Origin of the sequence: Neobacillus niacini, assembly GCF_036961885.1 — a bacterium.
Lineage (GTDB): Bacteria > Bacillota > Bacilli > Bacillales > Cytobacillaceae > Neobacillus > Neobacillus niacini_H.
Genome location: NZ_JBALNQ010000069.1, coordinates 1 through 15,932, shown reverse-complemented (window position 1 = coordinate 15,932; position 15,932 = coordinate 1). Strand labels below are relative to the sequence as shown.

General features: G+C 38.2%; 16 protein-coding genes and 1 riboswitch. Of the genes, 8 read left to right on the top strand and 8 right to left on the bottom strand.

Features of this window, described 5'->3' with window-relative positions; translation table 11 throughout:
- The first annotated feature begins 280 nt into the window (after positions 1–280).
- The 3 genes from V7124_RS23500 to V7124_RS23490 all read left to right on the top strand — a co-directional run bounded on the left by V7124_RS23500 (position 281) and on the right by V7124_RS23490 (position 2,513).
- On the top strand, positions 281–1,243 hold the full coding sequence (locus tag V7124_RS23500) for a TIGR01212 family radical SAM protein (protein WP_335419390.1): 963 nt from the start codon (positions 281–283) through the stop codon (positions 1,241–1,243).
- Between the two features lie 2 nt (positions 1,244–1,245).
- Positions 1,246–1,818, top strand: a complete 573-nt coding sequence (locus V7124_RS23495; RefSeq protein WP_335493976.1) for a class I SAM-dependent methyltransferase — start codon at positions 1,246–1,248, stop codon at positions 1,816–1,818.
- A gap of 119 nt (positions 1,819–1,937) precedes the next feature.
- Positions 1,938–2,513, top strand: coding sequence for a YhcN/YlaJ family sporulation lipoprotein (locus tag V7124_RS23490; protein ID WP_335493974.1), 576 nt, complete (start codon positions 1,938–1,940; stop codon positions 2,511–2,513).
- 64 nt (positions 2,514–2,577) lie between these two features.
- Here V7124_RS23490 and V7124_RS23485 read toward each other — a convergent pair whose 3' ends face one another.
- Together V7124_RS23485 and V7124_RS23480 are read right to left on the bottom strand one after the other, a co-directional pair.
- Positions 2,578–3,660 carry a tetraprenyl-beta-curcumene synthase family protein gene (locus V7124_RS23485; protein WP_335493971.1) on the bottom strand — a complete coding sequence of 361 codons (1,083 nt, stop codon included), beginning with the start codon at positions 3,658–3,660 and terminating at the stop codon, positions 2,578–2,580.
- Positions 3,661–3,794: 134 nt separating this feature from the next.
- Positions 3,795–4,598 carry an alpha/beta hydrolase gene (locus V7124_RS23480; RefSeq protein ID WP_335419399.1) on the bottom strand — a complete coding sequence of 268 codons (804 nt, stop codon included), beginning with the start codon at positions 4,596–4,598 and terminating at the stop codon, positions 3,795–3,797.
- An 82-nt stretch (positions 4,599–4,680) separates the two neighbouring features.
- Between V7124_RS23480 and V7124_RS23475 the strand changes: the two genes are divergently transcribed.
- The gene (locus tag V7124_RS23475; protein ID WP_335419402.1) at positions 4,681–5,193 is read left to right on the top strand and encodes a gamma carbonic anhydrase; all 513 of its coding nucleotides are present in this window, start codon (positions 4,681–4,683) and stop codon (positions 5,191–5,193) included.
- 34 nt (positions 5,194–5,227) lie between these two features.
- Here the strand turns inward: V7124_RS23475 and asnB are convergent, their stop codons facing one another.
- A complete protein-coding gene (asnB, locus tag V7124_RS23470; protein WP_335419404.1) occupies positions 5,228–7,120 on the bottom strand; it encodes an asparagine synthase (glutamine-hydrolyzing) in 1,893 nt (630 codons plus the stop codon).
- 198 nt (positions 7,121–7,318) lie between these two features.
- Positions 7,319–8,518: a methionine adenosyltransferase gene (gene metK / locus V7124_RS23465; RefSeq protein ID WP_335419408.1), complete on the bottom strand. Its 1,200-nt coding sequence runs from the start codon at positions 8,516–8,518 to the stop codon at positions 7,319–7,321.
- 202 nt (positions 8,519–8,720) lie between these two features.
- Positions 8,721–8,858, bottom strand: a riboswitch (SAM riboswitch).
- A 219-nt stretch (positions 8,859–9,077) separates the two neighbouring features.
- On the opposite strand from metK, the gene pckA reads away from it, so the two are divergent.
- Positions 9,078–10,664, top strand: a complete 1,587-nt coding sequence (pckA, locus tag V7124_RS23460; RefSeq protein WP_335493969.1) for a phosphoenolpyruvate carboxykinase (ATP) — start codon at positions 9,078–9,080, stop codon at positions 10,662–10,664.
- A gap of 395 nt (positions 10,665–11,059) precedes the next feature.
- Here the strand turns inward: pckA and V7124_RS23455 are convergent, their stop codons facing one another.
- A complete protein-coding gene (locus tag V7124_RS23455; protein WP_335417130.1) occupies positions 11,060–11,302 on the bottom strand; it encodes a DUF2584 domain-containing protein in 243 nt (80 codons plus the stop codon).
- An 84-nt stretch (positions 11,303–11,386) separates the two neighbouring features.
- Positions 11,387–12,178: an alpha/beta hydrolase family protein gene (locus tag V7124_RS23450; protein ID WP_335493967.1), complete on the bottom strand. Its 792-nt coding sequence runs from the start codon at positions 12,176–12,178 to the stop codon at positions 11,387–11,389.
- Positions 12,179–12,300: 122 nt separating this feature from the next.
- Here V7124_RS23450 and V7124_RS23445 point away from each other — a divergent pair, with 122 nt between their 5' ends.
- Genes V7124_RS23445 through V7124_RS23435 form a run of 3 tightly spaced genes read left to right on the top strand, consistent with a single transcriptional unit; the run spans position 12,301 to position 14,896 of the window.
- Positions 12,301–13,311, top strand: a complete 1,011-nt coding sequence (locus tag V7124_RS23445) for an ABC transporter substrate-binding protein (protein WP_335493964.1) — start codon at positions 12,301–12,303, stop codon at positions 13,309–13,311.
- Between the two features lie 21 nt (positions 13,312–13,332).
- The gene (locus V7124_RS23440; protein WP_335416980.1) at positions 13,333–14,109 is read left to right on the top strand and encodes an ABC transporter ATP-binding protein; all 777 of its coding nucleotides are present in this window, start codon (positions 13,333–13,335) and stop codon (positions 14,107–14,109) included.
- The gene (locus V7124_RS23435) at positions 14,090–14,896 is read left to right on the top strand and encodes an ABC transporter permease (RefSeq protein ID WP_335416978.1); all 807 of its coding nucleotides are present in this window, start codon (positions 14,090–14,092) and stop codon (positions 14,894–14,896) included. Before V7124_RS23440 ends, V7124_RS23435 begins: the two co-directional genes overlap by 20 nt.
- Positions 14,897–14,900: 4 nt before the next feature.
- Here the strand turns inward: V7124_RS23435 and ytkD are convergent, their stop codons facing one another.
- Positions 14,901–15,392 carry an RNA deprotection pyrophosphohydrolase gene (ytkD, locus tag V7124_RS23430; RefSeq protein WP_335493960.1) on the bottom strand — a complete coding sequence of 164 codons (492 nt, stop codon included), beginning with the start codon at positions 15,390–15,392 and terminating at the stop codon, positions 14,901–14,903.
- 86 nt (positions 15,393–15,478) lie between these two features.
- On the bottom strand, positions 15,479–15,802 hold the full coding sequence (locus V7124_RS23425; RefSeq protein ID WP_335493958.1) for a hydrolase: 324 nt from the start codon (positions 15,800–15,802) through the stop codon (positions 15,479–15,481).
- Positions 15,803–15,932: the final 130 nt, after the last annotated feature.

Here is a 15,932-nt window from a genome sequence, read left to right as displayed (position 1 = left end):
CGGGGTCATAAGCCAATCCGACAAGAAGGTTAAAAAGCAACCTTCTCGCCGGCTCGTCTTATGCCTGTTGCCCCGAGGAAAAAATGAACTTCTTTTTTCCCTGGGCAAGGCGCTTCCGCTTTTCCTTGAAGCAAAGTGCTTCATGTCTTATTTTGTACTCTCTCCTTTTTCCTATTACATCGAAGCCTTGATAATTACTGGTAAACAATACAGTTGGATAAGCCTTTATTTTCATGTTAAAATTTACTTTATGTTTAAAAATATAAAGGAGGTTTCTGAAATGACTCAGACCAACCCTTTTCCATATGCTACTGACGATAAACGTTACCATACTTGGAATTATCATCTTCGCAATCAATTCGGCCATAAAGTGTTTAAAGTTGCTTTAGATGGTGGTTTCGACTGCCCAAACCGTGATGGCACGGTCGCACACGGAGGATGTACTTTTTGCAGCGCTGCTGGCTCTGGCGATTTTGCTGGTGACCGGACAGAGACCCTAGAAACGCAATTCATTGAAATCAAGGAAAAGATGCATACGAAATGGAAAGATGGCAAATACATGGCCTACTTTCAAGCCTATACAAATACTCATGCACCTGTTGAGGTACTACGTGAGAAATTCGAGAAGGTTCTAAAGCAAGAGGGCGTAGTTGGATTATCGATTGCTACTCGTCCGGATTGTCTACCTGACGATGTCGTTGAATATTTAGCCGAATTAAATAAGAGAACGTATCTATGGATTGAGCTTGGCTTGCAAACGGTCCATGAACGTACTGCCTTATTAATCAATCGTGCACATGATTTTCAATGTTATATCGAAGGTGTTAATAAACTTAGAAAACATGGAATTCGAATATGTTCGCATATTATTAATGGACTGCCACTTGAATCCTATGAAATGATGATGGAAACAGCTAGAGAAGTGGCGAAACTCGATGTTCAAGGAATAAAAATTCATTTGCTTCACCTGCTAAAAGGGACACCAATGGTGAAACAGTATGAAAAAGGAATGCTTGAATTTCTATCTCAAGATGACTATGTAAAATTAGTATGTGACCAATTAGAGATTTTACCACCGGAAATGATTGTTCATCGCATAACTGGTGATGGTCCGATTGACTTAATGGTGGGACCGATGTGGAGTGTAAATAAGTGGGAAGTACTGAATGCGATAGATGCGGAGTTAAAAAGAAGAGACAGCTATCAAGGTAAATTTTATCAAAAAAGCTCCGTGGAGGCTTAGGTATGAAGCTTGATCGAATACTCCCCTTCGCAAAGAAATTACTTGAAAACGCAATTACCAGTGGTGATGCAGCTGTTGATGCTACAGTAGGGAATGGTCATGATACTCTCTTCCTCGCAAACCTTGTTGGTGAGAATGGCACAGTGTATGGATTTGATGTACAGGAGGACGCCATTCGTACAAGTACAGAAAAGCTGAACCAACATGGTCTAGCTAACCGTGTAACGGTCTTTCATGCTGGTCACGAACAACTTGCCAGGCTAATACCTGCAAATCATCATGGAAAGGTAAAGGCAGCAATTTTTAACTTAGGTTACTTACCTGGTAGTGATAAATCAATTGTTACCAAACCAGAGACTACTATTTCTGCAATCGACCAATTGCTTGAAATCATGGTGCCAGAAGGTATCATCATCCTTGTCATTTACCACGGACATGCTGAGGGTGCCATTGAGCGGGATGCGTTATTACGTTATTGTCAGGAAATTGATCAAAAAAAAGCGCATGTCTTACAGTACCGATTTATGAATCAACAAAATAATCCCCCTTTCATTGTTGCCATTGAAAAAAGATAAACCTGAATATTTATTGTCGATGAATTTAATCAACTAATAATCTGGAATATATTTTCAAGCATAAAAAAGATTTCGATTTAACAAACTAAAATTGCACGATAATTTTAGGAGGTTAAATCATGAAATGGAAGACTCTTGTGGTTTCTGCTGCCTTTTCATCATTGCTGCTCACCGCATGCGGAACTACCAATAATAACGCAAACGATACTGCAATGAGAAATAAGGATCATAACAACTATAAAAATGTAAATTACAATGACAACGCTACAAATCAAAACTATAATCGTAATGTCAACTACAACGGTAACAATACAAATCGTAACGTAAACCGTAATGTAACCAATGTTAATAACAATAATAATCAGATTGCTGTAGCGGATGAAGCTGCAGATAAAATTGTATCTATGGGCGAAGTGGAACATGCAAATGTCCTTGTGACAGATCATAATGCATACGTTGCGGTCAGATTAGCAAATGAAACAGGGAATCAGCTTGAAAGAGATGTCGAGAGAAAAATAGCTGATGTCGTAAAGTCAACGGATCGAAGTATTAACAATGTATATGTATCAGTAAATCCTGACTTTTATACCAGAACGACTTCATATGCAAATGATATTCGAAACGGTCATCCAGTTGCCGGGTTTTTTGATGAATTTAATACATTAGTAAGACGGGTCTTCCCAACTGCACGATAAATAATTTTCAACGAATAACCCACTAAAAAAACGGTTAGCCAGAAACTATTTCTGGCTGACCGTTTTATTTTGTGATAGGTCGAGCAAAAAGTGAGGGGATCCATTTCTGTACCGAGCGATAAGCAATACAATTCATATAAAAGAAATAACTGGTGATACCACCTGTCTTAATCATACCTTTTGCTAACTTTCGGATTTTCTTCTGCTTACGGACCTTCCCATCAGATAAATATATCCCTAACAATCCACGGTTAATAAGCTGGTGAAACTTCTTGTGAGGCAGGAACTCAGTATGGCGGTCGGCTTCCAGGATAAAGTGCTTTAATCGTTTTAAAAGTGTTTCTTGATTTTTATAATAAAAACAGAAATTCAAGTCTCCACCTTCTAGATCTTCTTCCTGGTCGATAAAATAATCTAACAATATATGCAGCCCTTGTATGTAAGGAAAATATCCTTTCATGATATTTTCTGCATCCTTCGCTTGAAAATCAACTCTCATCGCGTAAGAAATGAGACAGAAAATCCCTAATGTTGAACCAGAGCAGGCAGAAAACTCATACCATTCCATCTCAGGAAGGTTGTTTTGATGATCTTCAAACCATTTTTCCAACCGAGGTACCCGTTCTTCCTGAATAACATGCTTATGAATTTGCAAGCTACTGTAGTAATCGCAAAGCTCCAAAAGATAATCTCTTATCAAAGGATAGTGCTTTAGTTCCCGCAAAACATCTCTACATGTTTCAGCCAGCTCATTTAGGTAGCCTCCATCATTTTGATCAACTCGAAGGCGATAATAATTTTTCTGCTCAGATTCTAAGGACAGTGCGTCATGCATCGATTCATGCAGAGCAGCAAAATCCATCGGATCAAGTGATGTGCTCCGGTCACAAAGATTATCTAAGTAATCACTAATGGTTTGATAGGCAACAATAAATTTTACTGCCTGCTTGTAATCATCCTTTGCGGATAGACCTAAAATCGCCCCACCTTCACAATGAAACGTTTTGTGTTCAATACTTGCTAGTGCCTGTGTACGAAGCTCCTCGTTAGGGATACTTTCTGCACGGTTCCGCCAATAGCCCAGTTCTTGATGAACAGCTGGAATAATGTGACGATATACCTTCGACATGAGTTTAATTGGCATCATGGAGAAAATCCCTTTCTAGAGGATCTTTTCTGATTAGAAAAGATCCTGCAAACTATATTTAAAAGCGCAGAATAACTATTTCCACGTTAAAATCGGCTTTAAGATTTTAACAACCATCTTTGAAAACAGCCCTCTTAAACAATATAACCTATTGCTTTTAATTGACTGTTGACAAAATCCTTCGCGTATTCAAAAACATCTTCCCGCTCTCGTTCATTAAAAATTTCATGATAGAGCTTTGGCCATTCCTTATATCTTTTTTCCGATAATGGTGCATGGTTAAACCAATCTTTAACAGGTACCTTATTTACTATTTTATCATCCCCTGCTTGCATAACCAGCATTGGTACATCTTTGGTACCCTCAATCGATAGAAATGCTTCTTTCATCGCTCCTACTAATTCACGGTACCATCTAACCGAGACCTTTGTGATATAGAGAGTGTCATTTACGTCTGCCTCAATTACGTCCTGGTTACTAGTCGCCATAGCAACCGTTAAACCAGAATCCATTCGTAAAGATGGAAAAATCGCATTAATCCCATGTGATAGCAAATCTAAAAATTTGGGTGGAGTATGAATAAGGCCGAGACATGGGGAGGATAAAATCACTCCTGCCAAGTCTAATTGTTCTTCCTGCAGCAAACGTATCGCAATTAATCCTCCCATACTATGCCCTAACAAAAAAACAGGCAGTTCATATCGATATGCAGCTTTAACCCATTCCTTCACTTCAAGTAAGTACTCTTCAAAGGAATCTATATGGCCTCGGCGGGATCTTGTTGTCATACCTTGCCCAGGAAGATCACTCATAATGACATGAAATCCAGAACTACGCCACATTTCAATGAGCCAGCCGTAACGCCGGTGATGCTCCATTGCCCCATGGATCATCACGATTACAGCCTTCGCTTCCCCTTCTGCTTCCCACTTCCACATTATTTTTCCCCCTAGAAAAGTTTTCTATTTAGTATAATATTAGAATGAATATGAGTTTCAGTCAAAAAGGAGCGACTTTAAAATGATTTATCCATACAAAGGAAAGTATCCAAAAATCGCCGATTCTGTATTTATTGCAGATTTTACCACCATTTCAGGGGATGTTGAAATTGGCGAAGAATCAAGCGTTTGGTTTAATTCTGTCATTAGAGGTGATGTCGCACCTACCATTATCGGCAAAAAAGTTAATATACAGGACAACTCTGTCCTGCATCAAAGCCCGAATAATCCATTGATTTTAGAGGATGATGTAACGATTGGTCATCAAGTAATTCTTCATAGCTGTATTATTCGTAAAAAAGCCCTAATCGGGATGGGCTCCATCATTCTAGATCAAGCCGAAATTGGGGAGGGCGCTTTTATCGGGGCAGGTAGTCTCGTACCACAGGGAAAAAAAATCCCTCCTAATACATTAGCATTTGGCAGACCTGCAAAAGTAATTAGAGAATTAAATGAACATGATAAAAGTGAAATGAATAGGATATATACAGAATATGCAGAGAAAGCCCAATATTATAAGTCATTACAAAAATAACGAAAGCACCCATAAAGGTATGGGTGCTCGATTTTTAATTTTCCATCGTCAGCAGTTCTTTTTGTCCTGAAAAGGAATATTTGCCCTCTACATAAATCTGGTGCCAAACCATGAACATGAGAACGGTCCAAATTTTCCGGCTGTTATCAGCTTTACCTTGACAATGATCTTCAAGTAGATTTAGAACATAAGGCTTATTAATTAGATGATCACAATGAGTTTCACGAATAATATTTTTCGCCCATTCATTCATTTCATTCTTTAGCCAATGTCGAATTGGTACAGGGAATCCTAATTTCTTACGGGTTAGGACATGATCTGGAACGATTCCTTCCGCCGCTTTTCGCAAAATATATTTGGTCGTACCATTAGCCGTTTTTAAGCTTGTTGGAATTTTGGATGCCGTTTCAAAGACCTTTTTATCCAAAAACGGAACACGAAGTTCTAAAGAATGTGCCATCGTTGTTTTATCAGCCTTTAGCAGGATATCACCGCGCATCCACGTGTGAATATCAACGTACTGCATACGGTCAACGGGGTCATAGCCTCTGGATTCCGCATAAAGCGATTTTGTGATATCTGTATAATTTAGACCTTCACGATAAACGGTAAGAAGATTTCGTTTCTCTACTTCCGTAAACATCTTGGCATTTCCAATATAACGCTCTTCCATCGGTGTAATACCACGTTCAATAAAGCTTTTCCCCTTCATACCCGCTGGCATCATACTCGCTATACCTTTTAACAAAACCTTACCAACTCTTGGAATTTTATTAAATACCTCTAAGTCTTGAGGTTCCCTATAAATATTATAGCCGCCAAATAATTCGTCTGCTCCTTCACCAGAAAGAACGACTGTTACATGCTTCCTTGCTTCACGTGCAACAAAATAGAGTGGAACACACGCAGGGTCTGCAAGTGGATCATCCATATGCCACATAATTTTAGGAATTTCATCCATATATTCCTGTGGTGTAATCACATAGCTGATATTCTCTACGCCTAATTTTTCGGCTGTTTCTTTTGCCACATCAATTTCACTGAATCCATTTTGTTCAAAGCCAACAGAGAATGTTTTAATCGCTGGATGAAATTCTTTGGCAATAGAAGCAATTATGGAAGAGTCAATACCGCCGGAAAGGAAAGAACCGACCGGTACATCACTGCGCATATGCATTTTAACTGAATCATATAATACATCTTGTATTTCTTTAATAAATTCTGATTCCGATTTATTAATCGGATTAAAATGCGCCTTCCAATACCTTTTTATTTCCATTGGAGAACCAATCTTTTTTGTATAATAATGCCCTGGCTCTAATTTATAAATTCCCTTAGACAAAGTGCTTGGCTCTGGAACGAATTGATAGGTAAAATAATGCTGCAGGGACTCATAATCTAAAACATCGTTTTCTAGTCCAAGGAGAATACTCTTCTTTTCTGAAGCAAAAAATGTTCTTTCACCATCTTCAAAATAGAAGTAAGGTTTTATTCCAAAAGGATCTCTCGCACCGAAAAGTGTTTGTTCTTGTTTATCCCAAATCGTAAAGGCAAACATCCCACGGAGTTTTTCTACTGCCTTTTCTTTCAAATGACTATAAAGAGCAAGAATGACTTCAGTATCAGAGTTCGTTGCAAACTGTAAACCAGCTTCAAGTAATTCCTCACGAAGTTCTAAGTAATTATAAACCTCACCATTAAAAATAATCCAATAACGCTCATTTTCATACGTTAAAGGCTGATGTCCGCTTTCAATATCAATAATACTTAAGCGGCGAAAACCAAATTGAATATGGTCATCAAAGTAAAAACCATCATCATCTGGACCGCGATGGGTAATTATATTGTTCATGCTTTTAAATTTAAGTATTTGTTCATCGCTGTAGCTTTGTGTTTTGTCGTGAACACAACCAATAAAACCACACATTAAGTACTTCACCTACTCCATTTCTAAGTATCCATAATCAAAAAACATACTTTTTAATACTACCACTATTTTTTAAAAAATGGCAGTGTGAAAGGCAGGAAAATTACGATATTTGATAGTTTTCCCTTCATTTCTTTGGCTTAAACTTAGACGTTTAGATACAAAAGGAGTTACATATAAATGTAACTCCCGCGTTTTTTAACTATTAGCTTGTTCACGTAATGAATCAGCTTTATCTGTGCGCTCCCATGGAAGGTCAACGTCTGTACGACCAAAATGACCATACGCAGCTGTTTGTTTATAAATGGGGCGACGTAAATTTAACATTTTAATAATTCCAGCAGGACGAAGATCAAAGTTGGTGCTTACTAAATCAGCCAACACGTCTTCACTAACTGTACCAGTACCAAACGTATCAATAGCAATTGAAACTGGTCTTGCAACACCGATAGCATAGGCAAGCTGAACTTCAACCTTGTCTGCAAGTCCTGCTGCTACAATATTCTTTGCAACATAGCGTGCAGCATAGGCCGCAGAACGGTCAACTTTTGTGGGATCTTTACCAGAGAATGCGCCTCCACCATGACGAGCATAACCGCCATATGTATCTACAATAATTTTACGTCCTGTTAAACCAGCATCCCCTTGAGGCCCGCCAATAACGAAACGGCCAGTGGGATTAATGAAATACTTTGTATTTTCATCAATTAATTCCTTAGGAACCACTGGATTGATGACATATTCCTTCAAGTTACGTTGGATTTGCTCTAATGTTACTTCGGGATTATGTTGGGTTGAAATGACAATCGTATCAATACGAACTGGCTTGTCATTTTCATCATACTCAACCGTTACTTGCGTTTTACCATCTGGACGAAGATATTCAAGAACATTATCTTTACGTACTTCTGTTAATTTGCGAGCAAGCTTGTGTGCGAGTGAAATCGGAAGCGGCATAAGTTCCTTTGTTTCATTACAGGCAAAACCAAACATTAAACCTTGATCTCCTGCTCCAATGGCTTCAATTTCCTCGTCGGACATTAGGCCTTCACGTGCTTCAAGGGCCTGATCAACACCCATGGCAATATCAGGACTCTGTTCACCGATTGAGGTTAAAACAGCACAAGTCTCAGAATCAAAACCATATTTTGCCCGATTGTAGCCTATTCCCTTAATGGTTTCACGAACGATTTTTGGAATATCAACGTAAGTAGATGTAGTAATTTCACCTGCAACTAATACTAAACCTGTGGTAACGGATGTTTCAGCTGCAACCCGAGCATTTGCATCCTTTGCTAAAATTGCATCTAAAATCGAATCAGAAATTTGATCACATATTTTATCTGGATGACCTTCGGTTACTGATTCAGAAGTGAACAAACGACGTTTTGCTGACATCTGATTTCCTCCTCTATAGTGAGATAAATCAAGGTTCAATTGAAGGTGACAGGAATACTTCTTGAACCACTGACATTGATACGGTACTCATTCCCTTAGTATTAAATAAACAAAGGATTTTTATTAATAACTTCTTTATAAAAGGTCTTATACAAAACAAAAAACCTAACCACATGAGGAAAGGTGAGTTCCGGACCTTTCACTCTTATCGTTCAAGGGCAAAGCCTTGCGTCAGATTAGCACCTTTGCACTTGAGAATACAACCGATTAACGATTATTTCTCATGAAGCAGGTTGCTGGGTTTCATAGGGCCTGTCCCTCCACCAGCTCAGGATAAGAGAGTATCCGTTCAAATTAACATCTTACTTGAACATGTCGAACATTGTCAATGAAATTTCTAGCAATATTAGGTTAAACATATGAAATTTTTCCATATTTAAAATATAGTAAAGAATAATACAACCTAAATTTTTTAAATAGTATAGACTAATTAGTTAAATGTGTTATACTCTTTACAAATAATTGAATATTAAAAAACTTAAAAGGAAGGGTCCCTTTGATGAATACAGTTCATATTCAAAATGATTTATGTGATTTGTTAGAACAAAGTAATGTCCACATTCAATTGTCAGTACCACAATTAGTTGAAAAAATCTTATCAAGAAATGAAGGTAAATTAACCTCAACTGGTGCTATAAGTGTTACAACAGGTAAATATACTGGTCGCTCTCCCCAAGATAAATTTATCGTCATGGAAGAATCCATTAAGAATAAAATTGATTGGGGTTCTTTAAATCAGCCAATTTCTGAGGATATTTTTAAAAACCTCTACAATAAAGTTGTCGCTTACTTAAAACAAAAGAATGAAATTTTTGTCTTTAAAGGATTTGCTGGGGCAGATAAAAAGACACAATTGCCGATTCAAATTATAAATGAATACGCATGGCATAATTTATTTGCTCATCAATTGTTTATTCTCCCTAGTGAAGAAGAACTGTTGACACACTCACCAGGTTTCACGGTTATTTCTGCTCCAAATTTCAAAGCAAATCCTGCTGTTGACGGAACAAAGTCCGAAACTTTTATAATCATTTCATTTGATCATCGGACCATTTTGATTGGCGGGACAGAATATGCTGGTGAAATGAAAAAGTCTATCTTTTCAATCATGAATTACTTATTACCAGAAAATAATATTTTCTCTATGCATTGTTCTGCAAATGTTGGTGTGGAAGGTGATGTTGCACTTTTCTTTGGTCTTTCCGGTACAGGGAAAACCACTTTATCTGCCGATCCCAACCGTCGGTTAATAGGTGATGATGAACACGGTTGGTCATCAAATGGAGTTTTTAATATTGAAGGTGGCTGCTATGCGAAAACCATCAATTTAACCCGTGAAAAAGAACCACAAATTTTCGATGCAATCCGTTTTGGTTCTGTTCTTGAAAATGTTACGCTAAATCCGGAAACAAGAATACCCGATTATGATGATTCGTCTCTAACTGAAAACACACGAGCAGCCTATCACATTCAGGCAATTGACAATATCGTTCAGCCAAGTATAGCAGGCCATCCGAATACGATCGTCTTTTTAACCGCTGATGCTTTTGGGGTCCTGCCTCCCATTTCAAAATTAACAAAAGAGCAGGCGATGTATCATTTCTTGAGCGGATATACATCTAAGCTAGCTGGAACAGAACGCGGGGTAACATCGCCTGAGGCTACGTTCTCGACTTGCTTTGGTGCACCTTTCCTCCCATTACCAGCAACACGTTATGCGGAAATGCTTGGTGAGAAAATCCTAGAACACGGTGCAAATGTCTATCTCGTTAATACCGGCTGGACTGGCGGGGAATATGGAGTTGGCAGCAGAATGAAGCTTTCCTATACAAGAGCCATGGTGCAGGCTGCCCTAGAAGGCGAATTAAACCATGTAGAAACAGTTAAGGATGAAATTTTCGGTCTAAACATCCCGCTTCACATTCCTGGTGTTCCTGATGAGGTTCTTCAGCCTAGAAAAACATGGGCAGACCCAGAAGCATATGAAAAGAAAGCAAAAGAATTAGCCCACAAATTCCGTGAGAACTTCAAGAAATTCACCACCGTCTCCTCAGAAATTGAGGAAAAAGGCGGACCGGTTAGTTAAATGTTAGACTGAGTTAAGGATTTTGATATTGGATTGGGGGGCAGGTTAAGCACCCGAGCTAATAGCCGGAGAATTCCGCTTAATTCGTAATTATTATCAAAAAAGGCCTAAATAGACGGAGAGATTCCGCCTATTGCCTCGAAAAATGCCAAAATGGGAGATTTTGCTTTGCATAAGCGGAAATCTCCGCTTATTTCCACTGAACTGAGCTCTATTCTGCATTTAACCGGAAATCTCCGCTTATTTACTTTTGCTGGTTACTTGATTAAGAGCCCTGAGTTTTACTTTTTTATAAACCAATAACGGTGCCAATACGACTGTCATTCCGGTATGTCTTTTAAGAAAGGCACCCTCAAAAGGAAAGCCCTTATCAAACGTGATAAGGGCTTTTACATTTAGTTCGTTGAATTTAATGAAATTAATTGATAGGTTATCCAAGTACTGTTATTTTGCCATTCAACTTTTTTTATAACTCCTGTACCAGTTGTATCACTTTCAATTGTTTTTCTTACATCAATGGGGATATCAATTGGATAAAGTCGATAGCCTTCTTTTTCTAATAAAAAAACATTTTCTTCTACTCTTTTTTCCCGGCCTTTAGTTACAATCATCGTGTTTAACTCAAAGGGCATTCCCATTTCTATCCGCTCCTTTAGTAAGGCTCTTTTCTTAAACTTTGTTTCTTTTAGGTAAAAAATTAATAAAGACTTACTAATATCTTATCATCTTTTGATTTGAAATTTCATCCATTTAGATAAATCCTTGACAATTTTTCTGTTTACCACAGGAGGAAAGTAATGAGTAAAATCATTAAAATACCAGGACTCCACAGGCTTTTTCAAAGACTTAAGTCTTCTTTCAAGTCTATAAGCATGCTCAACCGATACATTGTGGTCATTAACCCCATGAATGATTAGAACAGGTGCTTTAAGCTTTTCAAGTTCATACAGAGGGGTGCGAGCTTCATATCTTTCTGGATATTTTCCAGGTGTACCACCAATCACCCTTTTCAGCATCTTCCTCAAGTCTTTTCTTTCTTCATATGTTAAAGTCATGTCCGAGACTCCACCCCATGTAACAATGGAGGTTACCTCAGGAAATTTAAGTCCTGTCATTAGGGCCATTACTCCTCCACGAGAAAAACCAAATACGTGGACATTAGCAACCCCTGGGAAGGATTTTAGAAGCAGATAGGCACTAAAGGCGTCCTCCCTGTCATCTCCAGCAAAATCCTCATTCCCCTCCCCACCTCGATTCCCCCGATAGAAGGGAGCAAAAACGATAAATCCCTCTGAAGCAAACTGAGCAATTCTTGCTGGCCGCACCATTCCAACATTCTTAATTCCACCACGCAAATATAAAAAACCATCATAGTTTCCTTTAATTTTTGGCTCCGCAAGCATTCCCTTTACTTTTAACCCATTAGAAAGATAGGTAATCTCTTTTAATTCCACATTGGGATTGGGTGAAGGAAAACGATGAACCTCAATCATTTTTCCATTTTGTTTGTTCACCTTTTATTCACCTTCCGATTTTTTAAAATTATGTAAGTAGGCATTCACACATTTATTTCTCGTTCATACGATATGTTAAGCCAACAGCCCAGATTTTTTACGTATTTAAAGGAGGATTTGCTGTGAAAAAGTGGTTAAAATTTAGTTTTTCCTCGTTTCTTATTGTGATTCTTATGTTTTCAATAGCGGCTTGTACGAATACGAACAAGACCGGGAAACTAGAAAAGGTTCGCTTAGTAGAGGTTACCCGTTCTATCTTCTATGCACCTGAATATGTAGCCATTGCCAAAGGATTTTTCAAAGAAGAAGGCTTAGATATTGAATTGTCTACTGCCTTTGGCGGCGACAAAACCATGACAGCTCTGCTTTCTGGTGGTGCCGACGTTGCTTTGGTTGGCTCTGAGACATCTATTTATGTTTATGCCCAAGGATCCAATGATCCCGTTATTAACTTTGCTCAGCTAACACAAACAGATGGTACCTTCCTTGTTTCAAGAGAAAAAATTGATCATTTTTCATGGGATCTTTTAAAAGGTTCTACATTTTTAGGCCAGCGCACGGGCGGTATGCCGCAAATGGTTGGGGAATTCGTGCTTAAAAAACATGGAATTGACCCCCATCAGGATTTAACTCTGATTCAGAATATTGACTTTGCGAATATTCCTAGTGCTTTTGCTTCAGGAACGGGAGATTTCGTTCAATTGTTTGAACCTCAAGCCAGTATTTTTGAAAAAGAAGGAAAAGGGCATATTGTAGCCTCCTTCGGAACAGAATCAGGGCATGTTCCATATACAACCTTTATGGCAAAGGATAGTTACATGGAAGAAAACAAAGAAATTGTTGAAAAATTCACCAGAGCTATTTATAAAGCGCAGCAATGGGTCGATTCGCATAGTTCTGACGAAACAGCTGAAGCGATTAAATCCTATTTCCCTGATACAGACCTGGATTTAATTAGTACCGTCGTTGACCGCTACAAAGAGCAAGGCTCCTTTGCAACTGACCCTATCCTCGATAAAGAGGAATGGAACAATCTCCAGGATATCATGGATGAAGCAGGAGAACTTCCACAGCAGGTCGATCATAAGACCCTTGTTAATACAAAAATTGCAGATAAAGTAAAAGCCGAATAAATGAATTGGGAGGCCGTCTAAATGAGTTTCTTAAGGGTAAAGGATGTTCATCACACTTATTTCACCAAAACCTCCGCCACCACGGCTCTCTCCGAAATTTCTATCCAAGTTGAGGAGGGAGAGTTTGTCTCCTTCCTCGGCCCTAGCGGCTGTGGCAAAACAACATTACTTTCCATCATTGCTGGTCTTATTAAGCCAACCCAAGGAACGATTTTACTTGAGAACAAACCCATATCGGGAGTAAAAAATCAAATCGGCTACGTGCTTCAGCAGGATTATTTGTTCCCTTGGAAAACGATCGAAGAAAATATACTCATTGGTTTAAAATTATCAAACCAATTGAATGATAAGACCAAATTAGCAGCATTAGACCTATTAAGGCAAATGGGTTTAAGCGGTATTGAGAAGCAGCTGCCTAAACAGCTCTCAGGCGGGATGAGACAGCGTGCTGCACTGGTTAGAACACTAGCCACTGAACCTAAGCTACTTATGCTTGATGAACCCTTTTCTGCCCTAGACTATCAAACCAAGTTAAAGTTAGAAGATTTAGTATCTAATACACTGGATACATTCGGAAAAACAGCGATCCTAGTCACACATGATATAGGCGAAGCCATTGCCATGAGCGATCGGGTTGTGCTCTTTTCACCTAGTCCAGGCAGAGTGCATAAGGTATTTGAAATGCCGGCAGAACTAAAACAATTGTCGCCTTTTAATGTTAGAAATCATGAGGCGTTCTCTAGTATCTTTCAAACAATATGGAAGGAGTTGGAATCACTTGAACCAAGAAAAAAATAACGTGAACCTTCTCCATAAAAATTATTTACATTCACTATCAATTGAAAAAAGATGGGTCCGTTTCTATCAATTGCTAATATTTTTACTGTTTTTTTCAGGCTGGGAACTTTCAAGTCAACAACGGTGGATAGATCCGCTTCTCTTCAGTTCCCCCTTTAAAATTTGGAATTTATTTCTCGAAAAAATCCAAGACGGCAGTCTATTAGCCAACCTCAGCGTGACATTGACAGAAACAATATTTGGATTCATCCTCGGTACGCTGCTTGGAACGATATTAGCAGCATTATTGTGGTGGTCACCGATGTTTTCAAAAATTATTGACCCCTACCTTGTCATCTTAAATGCCATGCCGAAGGTGGCGCTGGGACCTATCTTAATCGTTGCACTTGGGCCTGGATATCCATCTATTATTGCAATGGGTGCGATTATCTCAGTCATTATTACCACCATTGTCGTTTATACCTCATTTAAAGAAGTGGACCCTAACTATTTAAAAGTACTGCAAACATTTGGCGCAACCCGCTTTCAATGCTTTAGAGAAGCAATTTTACCTGCCAGTTTTCCAACCATTATTTCCACTTTGAAGGTAAATGTTGGATTATCATGGGTCGGTGTCATTGTAGGTGAATTTTTAGTCTCCTCTAAGGGGTTAGGATACTTTATCATTTACGGTTTCCAAGTTTTTAATTTTACCTTAGTCTTTTTATCATTGATGGTGATTGCAGTTGTCGCAACGATTATGTATCAGCTTGTAGATTTATTGGAGAAAAAACTTATCAAAGAATAGCGGCTTATATAGATGTGTCGCTATTCTTTGATTGGAGCTTAGAAATATATTTAATACACTCATTCATCACTTCGTCCTTCATAATAAAACTATACTCTTGACCAAATCGTAGCCGTAAAATATCGCCTTTTACAGCAACAGGTCCATTTGTTTCGTAATAGGTATTTGTTTTATTGATGGACTTTATTTTGCCCCAAAAAACCGCCTTTACAAATGAAGTTTTTTCTTCCGTTACTCTATACTCCCCTATCTGTAACAGTTCGTCGATCATTGCACCTGTTTCCTCATAGACCTCACGGCGAGCAGCATCAATAAGGGATTCACCTGCTTCCACCTTTCCCCCTGGAAACTCTAGTCCTCTAACTTTATGATTGGTTAAAACCCATGCATCCTTATGTTGACAAATGACAAGCACATGTTGTGCCCTTTGTTGGAAAGCGTTGACCGAAAGCGATATCTGCACTTTATTCCCAAATTCATCTAAAAACTCTTTCATCTTTGCTTTCCCCTTGCTAACAATTGTTTCATTAATTATAATCGAAAAAAAGGAAAATCCCCATTAAATAGGATTTTCCTTTTAAATCAACTTTGTTCAGGTAAAATATCCATTGATTCAATATGACTTTTTGCTTCATCATCACCAAGTTTGTAGATCATTCCATATACCTGCTGGGTAGTATTGTCATAGTCATCGTTTTCACGATCATAATGATATTGTACATATGGAACATGGGCTCTAAAGAAGTTTTTCCATTCTGTTGAATAATTTTGGTCAAATAGCTCACGTAACTGGGTAATTTCCTCATCGTTTGCTTGTATTTTAAAACTCCAAGTTGAAGCTGTTGAACTTTGAGATATTTGTCCATTCCCTACGTCTATATAGTAGGTCTTTTTTAGCTCATCCATTATGTCATCCCCTTATGATTGTTATATAAAATTTCCCACAATCAAATAAAATTTATTCTTTTTCAAATTTCGACTCATTTTTCAGAAATGTTTAAGGTATAATTGTCATAATATTAAGAAAATAGATTTT

Bases quoted from the DNA above. Each gene is read 5' to 3' on its own strand.
- V7124_RS23500 (WP_335419390.1), top strand. From the start codon at position 281: ATGACTCAGACCAACCCTTTTCCATATGCTACTGACGATAAACGTTAC.
- V7124_RS23495 (WP_335493976.1), top strand. From the start codon at position 1,246: ATGAAGCTTGATCGAATACTCCCCTTCGCAAAGAAATTACTTGAAAAC.
- V7124_RS23490 (WP_335493974.1), top strand. From the start codon at position 1,938: ATGAAATGGAAGACTCTTGTGGTTTCTGCTGCCTTTTCATCATTGCTG.
- V7124_RS23485 (WP_335493971.1), bottom strand. From the start codon at position 3,660: ATGATGCCAATTAAACTCATGTCGAAGGTATATCGTCACATTATTCCA.
- V7124_RS23480 (WP_335419399.1), bottom strand. From the start codon at position 4,598: ATGTGGAAGTGGGAAGCAGAAGGGGAAGCGAAGGCTGTAATCGTGATG.
- V7124_RS23475 (WP_335419402.1), top strand. From the start codon at position 4,681: ATGATTTATCCATACAAAGGAAAGTATCCAAAAATCGCCGATTCTGTA.
- asnB (WP_335419404.1), bottom strand. From the start codon at position 7,120: ATGTGTGGTTTTATTGGTTGTGTTCACGACAAAACACAAAGCTACAGC.
- metK (WP_335419408.1), bottom strand. From the start codon at position 8,518: ATGTCAGCAAAACGTCGTTTGTTCACTTCTGAATCAGTAACCGAAGGT.
- pckA (WP_335493969.1), top strand. From the start codon at position 9,078: ATGAATACAGTTCATATTCAAAATGATTTATGTGATTTGTTAGAACAA.
- V7124_RS23455 (WP_335417130.1), bottom strand. From the start codon at position 11,302: ATGGGAATGCCCTTTGAGTTAAACACGATGATTGTAACTAAAGGCCGG.
- V7124_RS23440 (WP_335416980.1), top strand. From the start codon at position 13,333: ATGAGTTTCTTAAGGGTAAAGGATGTTCATCACACTTATTTCACCAAA.
- ytkD (WP_335493960.1), bottom strand. From the start codon at position 15,392: ATGAAAGAGTTTTTAGATGAATTTGGGAATAAAGTGCAGATATCGCTT.
- V7124_RS23425 (WP_335493958.1), bottom strand. From the start codon at position 15,802: ATGGATGAGCTAAAAAAGACCTACTATATAGACGTAGGGAATGGACAA.